A 6,132-nucleotide genomic window follows, 5' to 3' on the forward strand; every position below is an offset into this window, starting at 1 on the left:
GCCCCTCTGTGAGATTAAAAACCAGGCGGCGTTGGCGCCGCCTGGCCCGGCTGCTTACTGGCTGGCAGCAGTCGTCGGTTCGCACGACACGTTCGGGTTCATGTCGGCGAACGCGCCGGTCGGGTTGCCCTTCCAGGCCCAGACATGCAGCTCGTAGAACGGGCCGAGGCCATAGCGGTTGGGCGCGCTGTTGAAGTTGAACAGATGCCCATCGAGCGATGCCGGGCCTTTCGAGGTGATGTATTCGACCGCGATCAGTTTTAGCGTGCCGTCGGCCATCGGCTCGTACATCACCGCTTCGGGCTTGGCGACATCTACAGCGTCGTCCTTGAGGTAGCCGGGATTGACGTAATGGATGCCCATGGCGCCGCCGGTGATGCCGCTGGCGCAAGGAATGGGCGCATAGCCCTCGGCGGTCGCCGCCGCCACATTCTCGAAGCGGCTGTTGGCGGCTCGCACCTTTTCGGCCAGCGGATTGGGACCGGGCGCGGGCGCTGCCTGATGCGCCTGCGCCAACGCAGTGCAGGCCGCCAGCAGCGCCGCGGCAGCGAGGAATTTGTTGCGAAAGGTGATTGTCATAGTCATTCCATTCTTCTTGAAAAGCACACCCCGGCCGGCCGCCGGAAGTAAGGGGGTCCGGCAGGTGGGCGCTGCGGCTGTTGTTGCTGGGAGATCCCTATCCCGATGCGACGAATGCCCGGAAGGATCATCCCTTCGGCAGATACGGGATCGTTCCGGCCAGATCGGAGTTGTCGATCAGCTGGAAACGGCTGTCGCTGCCGCCCTGACGGGCCGAAACGAAGGGTGCGTAGGCAGGATCGTCGGTGAAGGCGCGCGCCGCGGCCTCGGTCGGGAACGCCATCAAGGCAATCAGCGTCGTGTCGAGCGGCTTGCCTTCGAGCGTCTTCACATTGCCGCTGCGCGACAGATATCTGCCGCCGTGCTTGTGAACGAGGTCGTGGACCGACGCGGCATAGGCCGGCATCCACTTCGGGTCCCTCACCTTGATGTCTGCGATAACGTAAGCGGTCATGGGTCATGTCTCCTGGTCGTGCACAGGGGTATCCCGTGCAGCGGCAGAGGGGTCGCATGGCAAGGCCGGCGCCAGCCAGTCCGCGATCTGTACTGGTGCGGCGAATTCGAAATTCGCATTCACTTTGGAGCAACGCAGCGAGCGAATTTCGGATTCAAAAGCCACACCAGCAAGTGCTTGGATTTCCAGTGTGGTTTTGGATTTGAAGTTCCTAATGCTGATGCCACCCAGAAAGCAGGAACTTCAAATCCACCACACTTGGGCCGGTACAGTTTCTGTACTCGCCGCACCGCTGGGAAAGGCCTATGCTCCCGGGTGAATTTGAGGGGAAGGCAACATCATGACCCAGGCCGGATACAAGCAGTTCTGCCCGTTATCGATGGCCGCGGAGGTGCTGTGCACCCGCTGGACCATGGTTCTGCTTCGCGAATTGGTGGCGGGCTCGACCCGTTTCAACGATCTGCGCCGCGGCGTCCCCAAAATGTCGCCGACCCTTCTGTCGCAACGGCTCAAGGAGCTCGAGCTGGCCGGGATCGTCGAGCGCAAGGAGGTGCGCGGCGAGAAAGGCATCTTCGAATACCGGATGACCGAGGCAGGCAGGGATCTGCGGTCCGTCGTCGAGGCGATGGGCTTTTGGGGGCAGAAATGGGTCGAGTCGCGGCTGTCGCTGAAGAACCTCGATCCGTCGCTGCTGATGTGGGACATGCGGCGCAATCTAAACGCGTCGCCGCTGCCCGACGGGCGCACGGTGATACAATTTCTGTACCAGGAGCTCCCCGCCTCCAAACGGTCGTGGTGGCTGATCGTCGAGAAGCACGGCGAGGTCGACCTCTGCTGGTACGATCCGGGGTTCGATGTCGATCTCTACGTCTCGACCGACCTGCACACCATGACCGAAATCTGGATGGGGCTGATCACCGTCGAGAAGGCCGGGCCGAAAGTCATTCTGACGGGCGATCAGGATATCGCCCGCAAAATGCAGACTTGGCTGGGCCTGAGCCCGTTCGCTGTCGAACCCAAGCGAGCAGCCTAGCTGCCTCTTGGCGAAACGATCCGAAGCGGTTATGTGTCGGGCGCGATGGTCCCGTAGCTCAGTAGGATAGAGCGGCAGATTCCTAATCTGTAGGTCACAGGTTCGATTCCTGTCGGGATCACCAAGTTTTTCAAGCACTTAGCCAAAAAGCCGCCGTACTTTTTGGTAAATTAGTACGGCAATTAGTACGGCAAATTTCGCATGAACTTCGGCTTCAGCTGCTCAATCCAACCGAGTTGTGGATTTCCATGATTCTGGAATTGAGTAGATTGCTGGGACGGGCGGCCACCGATGTCGCTTCAGGTGGCGATTTGAGGTGGGGTCTGTCGAGACGCAATGCCGCGCCTCGGCAGGCATTGATTTTACGATGTTTTTTCTAGTCCAGGAGCCCACAGCGATTTGTATCACAGTTTGTATCTCAGTCCGTATCGCACGAGGCTGACCTAGCCACCTGGTAGAATGGCACGTCTTACGAGGCCTGAGCCGTAATCAATGTTGTCGTGCCAGCGCTACATACGGTCCCTTGCACGTTTGGTCTGGAACGACAGCCATGGAGCCGAGAGCGGACTGGCAGCTCCTAGGTGTGGATCACGGAAAAGTTCGCATTCGACGATTAAGAGCTGGATGACTGCTACCGCCCCCCATTTCCGACATTGATGGATGGGACGCGCGTCCCATAAGCAGCCAACGTCAGTGCCGAGGCTGCAAGGTCAAAAGGTGGCTTTCAGTAGGCCGGCTGTGGCTGCCCTCGAAAAATGCGGTACTGCAAGAACGAAATTTGTTGCCGAGGAACTGATCTGCAGCGCCATACTCTCACAGGGTCCTCAGCTCCTCGTCGGCAATCGCGGCTTGGATCGATCGACAGATCTTTCAGCGAATCTACAAATTTGAAGGGGCGCTTACCGGCGCAACCTGATCGCCACGCTTCAGGAACGCGAGGTTGACCGTGCCGGTGGGGAACTGGCGGCGAAAAAGGCACTGCCGTTCCGAGCTGCCGCCGAGGGCGAAACCGTGACCGGCACCTTCACCGGGGCCGCGCAGCTATCCAGTGGCAAGTTCGCCATCGTCGAGAAGTCCCACGAGTTCACGCTTGTCCCGTGGCGGCCAGTCATCGACCGCCAGCTCGGCCGCGAGGTCAGTGGCATCGTGCAGGGCGGATCGGTGTCCTGGCAGTTGGGGCGGCAGCGGGGATTGGGGCTTTCGCCCTCAAACCCCTTGACCGACTTCACTGAGCACCCGTCGCAGCCATTGATGCCCTGGGTCGGCGTCGTGGCGCATGCCAAGTCTGCACCACTCGAAATGAAGGAATATCCAATGGCGGCGGAAAAAGTCGGAGCGGTAGCCGCCCTGCCAACGGTGCGAAGAGACGACGGGGTTCCGTTGCCACGAGCTCGGAGGCATCGACCAGCATCGGTGCCATCAAGAAGTGGCCGACCGTCACGACGACATTCCTCTTCAATCCTTTCTCGGTGAGCACAGCATCGACATAGCCGCTCGGATTGCCCTTCATCGAAACCTGAAGATGGCGCAGCGAGAGATAGCGGTCGAGGTCGAGACTATCGGCCAGATCGGTGTGATCGCCGCGGCCAGCGCAGATGAAGTCCTCTTCGTATAGCAGTTCTTCTCGCATATGGGTCGGCGGCTGGGGGAAGTTGCCGGCGATGAGTTCGACTGCGCCGTCGTCCAGCATCGGCAAACCGACGCTGCGGCTCGTGTTGCGGACCACCAGAGAAACGCCTGGTGCTTCGCGGCCGAGCCGTGCAGTCAGACGCGGTAGCAGCACGAAAGCGGCATAATCGGAGAGACCGACCACGAATTGCCGAGTGCTTTCGGTCGGATCGAACGAGCGCCCGCCGAGCAGGACGCCTTCAACCTGTTCGAGGATCGACCGAACACTCGGCGCAATGTCCTGCGCCAGTGGCGTCGGCGTCATGCCGCGCGGGGATCGGACAAACAGCGGGTCTCCGAACAGAGCCCGAAGGCGATTGAGCGAATGGCTGACCGCCGGCTGGGTCAGCCCAATCCGCTCGGCCGCGCGCGTGGCGTGCCCTTCGGCAACGAGGGCGTCGAAGACGACCAGCAGATTGAGATCGACGTTAGCGATATGAATCTTCTTCATCACGGCGATGCTAATAATGAATTGAATTTATCGCAATCGCCGATGCAAGGTCTGACCTGAAATAAAGCGGGGGCGGGCAGAGTTAGAGAACATGAGTGTCAGGTCCCACCACCGCAGCAACGGGAAGAGTAAGTTCTCGCCGACGCTTTATTGAGGCTGCCTTCATCGCAGCAAGTTCTTTCGCCATCAGTCGGAGCGGGCAAGCCATGGCCTCGGAAACTCATGAGGATCGATTTTCACGCGGCCTGGAGACGCTCCGCCGGATCGGCGGGGAGAATTTCGATGGACCGATCAATGCTCTGGCGGAGACCTCCGCCGATTTGTCGCGCTTCACCGTCGAATATCCCTATGGCGATGTGTTGTCCCGCCCGGGGCTGGATCTCCCGCTAAGGCAGCTCTGCACCGTCTCGATGCTGCTGGCCGACGGAAGCGCCCAGCCGCAATTGAAGTTTCATATCGCCGGCTTTCTCAATGCCGGCGGCACCCCCGAAGCGATCGTCGAACTGCTCTTCGTCTCGGTCGCGGTCCTGGGCTTCCCTGCAACCGTCAATGCCGTCGGCATCGTCCGGTCGGTATTCGCCGAACGCGAGCTGGCATTTCAGCCCATCAAGCCCGCGACGGGTTACGGAGCGGGACGCGGATGGGCCGGACGCGAGATGCTGGAGCGGCTCGTAGCGGGCGACGCGCAGGGCTATTTTGACCGCTTCGCCGGCATCGCGCCCGACCTCGCGCAGCTTTCGATCGATTTCGGGTTCGGGGAGGCGCTGGCTCGGGACGGCCTCGATCACAAGGCCAAGCTGCTCGCGATCACGATTTGGCTTTCCCGGTCCCGATCGACATAGGTCCGCGACCTTCGACCCACCATGAAGCATCGAATTTTCGACAGCGAATGTATAGCGCTTATCCGGCGCGCATGTCGCTCTGTTCGAGCCTTTGACCACCGGCGCTGACCACGGATGTGCTGGCAGCATTGGGATCTTTCCGGTTCGGATGGAAAAGATGCAGGAGGGGGCGTCGGCGTGCTCCTGCGGAAAGCCGCACCCCCTCATGCAAACGCAGCCTCCCCGCGTGGGGAGCGCTTGCCTGCGCTACGGCGGCGGCTTTCCATGCGAGCCGCTTCAAAAATGATGCTGCGAAACGGCTCCGGCTTTATCCGACGAACGCCTCACGCATCCGAGCGAACATGCCTGGCTGTCTCCCGGCAATCGCCGCACGGATGTGACGGGCGGCCGTTACGGCGCTCACCGTCGCGCCGAAATGACAATAGCAGATGATCTCATGCAATTGCCTGTCGGTCAGTTCGAAGAACCGCTTCGCTTCGCCGTAGTTGTCGTTTTCCAACCCGGCGGCGCGGAGGACAGGATCCTCGAAAGCGACTGAGATCGGCGAGCCGTCGCCGCGCATGGCCCCGCGTGATCTAACCGGCTGATACTCGGTCTGGTGTAGCGTCGAGAGTCGCCGGTCAGGGTTCCGTTCAAGGAGCTCCGCCCAGCGTTCAAGACGCTCGCTGCGCGACATGGCCTGGCGCGGGTAGGCCTGATCGATCTCGGCGACGATCTGCAGTTGCTCGATCGTCTGGTATTTCATTTTGGCCTCCTATTCGGACGATAGTTGGTCCACCCATATCCTTCTTATGCCTGCAGCCAGCGTGACTCCAACCGATCGTGAAGTCCAATCACGATGATGCTGGGAGGGCTTCCCCCCACGAAAATGCGGAGGCTTCGCAAAGATCGGCCATTAATTTGGCGAACGCGGTCAAATGCGCGGCTGTTCGACGATGTCGGTCTGGAGTCCGTGCCGATCGAGGTGATCGACGGGCAGAGTCTGTGCTGGAGTAGCCCGGCGGGACTGTCGGGAATTCTGTGCGCGAGGCCATGATGATGGAAAGGAGAGAATCATCGCATGGCTATTGAGAAGGAACTTCTGGACCAACTGCTTGCCGGCCGC

The 6,132-nt window shown here is 60.6% G+C and carries 8 protein-coding genes, 1 tRNA gene and 1 pseudogene; 5 read left to right on the forward strand and 5 right to left on the reverse strand.

What is annotated here, in order from left to right; all coding sequences use genetic code 11:
* Positions 1-54: 54 nt before the first annotated feature.
* Entirely contained in the window at positions 55-579 is a 525-nt protein-coding gene (locus tag NKH37_RS21465) for a hypothetical protein (RefSeq protein WP_502905995.1), read from the reverse strand.
* A 127-nt stretch (positions 580-706) separates the two neighbouring features.
* The gene (locus tag NKH37_RS21470; RefSeq protein ID WP_023677873.1) at positions 707-1,033 is read right to left on the reverse strand and encodes a DUF1330 domain-containing protein; all 327 of its coding nucleotides are present in this window, start codon (positions 1,031-1,033) and stop codon (positions 707-709) included.
* Between the two features lie 340 nt (positions 1,034-1,373).
* On the opposite strand from NKH37_RS21470, the gene NKH37_RS21475 reads away from it, so the two are divergent.
* The 3 genes and pseudogenes from NKH37_RS21475 to NKH37_RS21485 form a co-directional block, all read left to right on the forward strand.
* Complete coding sequence (locus NKH37_RS21475) at positions 1,374-2,066, forward strand: winged helix-turn-helix transcriptional regulator (RefSeq protein WP_023722341.1); 693 nt, start codon at positions 1,374-1,376, stop codon at positions 2,064-2,066.
* A 47-nt stretch (positions 2,067-2,113) separates the two neighbouring features.
* Positions 2,114-2,190, forward strand: a tRNA-Arg gene (locus tag NKH37_RS21480).
* 776 nt (positions 2,191-2,966) lie between these two features.
* A pseudogene (locus NKH37_RS21485) lies at positions 2,967-3,260 on the forward strand (DUF3363 domain-containing protein); the annotation flags it as partial.
* Between the two features lie 31 nt (positions 3,261-3,291).
* Here the strand turns inward: NKH37_RS21485 and NKH37_RS21490 are convergent.
* A complete protein-coding gene (locus NKH37_RS21490; RefSeq protein WP_353041324.1) occupies positions 3,292-4,149 on the reverse strand; it encodes a LysR family transcriptional regulator in 858 nt (285 codons plus the stop codon).
* On the opposite strand from NKH37_RS21490, the gene NKH37_RS21495 reads away from it, so the two are divergent.
* Together NKH37_RS21495 and NKH37_RS21500 are read left to right on the forward strand one after the other, a co-directional pair.
* Complete coding sequence (locus tag NKH37_RS21495; RefSeq protein WP_353041326.1) at positions 4,060-4,245, forward strand: hypothetical protein; 186 nt, start codon at positions 4,060-4,062, stop codon at positions 4,243-4,245. The two genes, NKH37_RS21490 and NKH37_RS21495, sit on opposite strands and share 90 nt — an antisense overlap.
* Positions 4,246-4,391: 146 nt before the next feature.
* Positions 4,392-5,027: a carboxymuconolactone decarboxylase family protein gene (locus NKH37_RS21500; RefSeq protein ID WP_352896187.1), complete on the forward strand. Its 636-nt coding sequence runs from the start codon at positions 4,392-4,394 to the stop codon at positions 5,025-5,027.
* Positions 5,028-5,334: 307 nt separating this feature from the next.
* Here the strand turns inward: NKH37_RS21500 and NKH37_RS21505 are convergent, their stop codons facing one another.
* Both NKH37_RS21505 and NKH37_RS21510 read right to left on the reverse strand, forming a co-directional pair.
* A complete protein-coding gene (locus NKH37_RS21505; protein ID WP_352909879.1) occupies positions 5,335-5,772 on the reverse strand; it encodes a hypothetical protein in 438 nt (145 codons plus the stop codon).
* A gap of 168 nt (positions 5,773-5,940) precedes the next feature.
* Positions 5,941-6,132, reverse strand: a 192-nt coding sequence (locus tag NKH37_RS21510; RefSeq protein WP_353006119.1) for a hypothetical protein, incomplete at its 5' end; no start/stop codon positions are given.

The sequence above is a fragment of the Mesorhizobium sp. M1217 genome (assembly GCF_040318275.1).
Classification (GTDB): domain Bacteria; phylum Pseudomonadota; class Alphaproteobacteria; order Rhizobiales; family Rhizobiaceae; genus Mesorhizobium.

Bases quoted from the DNA above. Each gene is read 5' to 3' on its own strand.
- NKH37_RS21505 (WP_352909879.1), bottom strand. From the start codon at position 5,772: ATGAAATACCAGACGATCGAGCAACTGCAGATCGTCGCCGAGATCGAT.
- NKH37_RS21470 (WP_023677873.1), bottom strand. From the start codon at position 1,033: ATGACCGCTTACGTTATCGCAGACATCAAGGTGAGGGACCCGAAGTGG.
- NKH37_RS21465 (WP_502905995.1), bottom strand. From the start codon at position 579: ATGACAATCACCTTTCGCAACAAATTCCTCGCTGCCGCGGCGCTGCTG.
- NKH37_RS21500 (WP_352896187.1), top strand. From the start codon at position 4,392: ATGGCCTCGGAAACTCATGAGGATCGATTTTCACGCGGCCTGGAGACG.
- NKH37_RS21495 (WP_353041326.1), top strand. From the start codon at position 4,060: ATGGCTGACCGCCGGCTGGGTCAGCCCAATCCGCTCGGCCGCGCGCGT.
- NKH37_RS21475 (WP_023722341.1), top strand. From the start codon at position 1,374: ATGACCCAGGCCGGATACAAGCAGTTCTGCCCGTTATCGATGGCCGCG.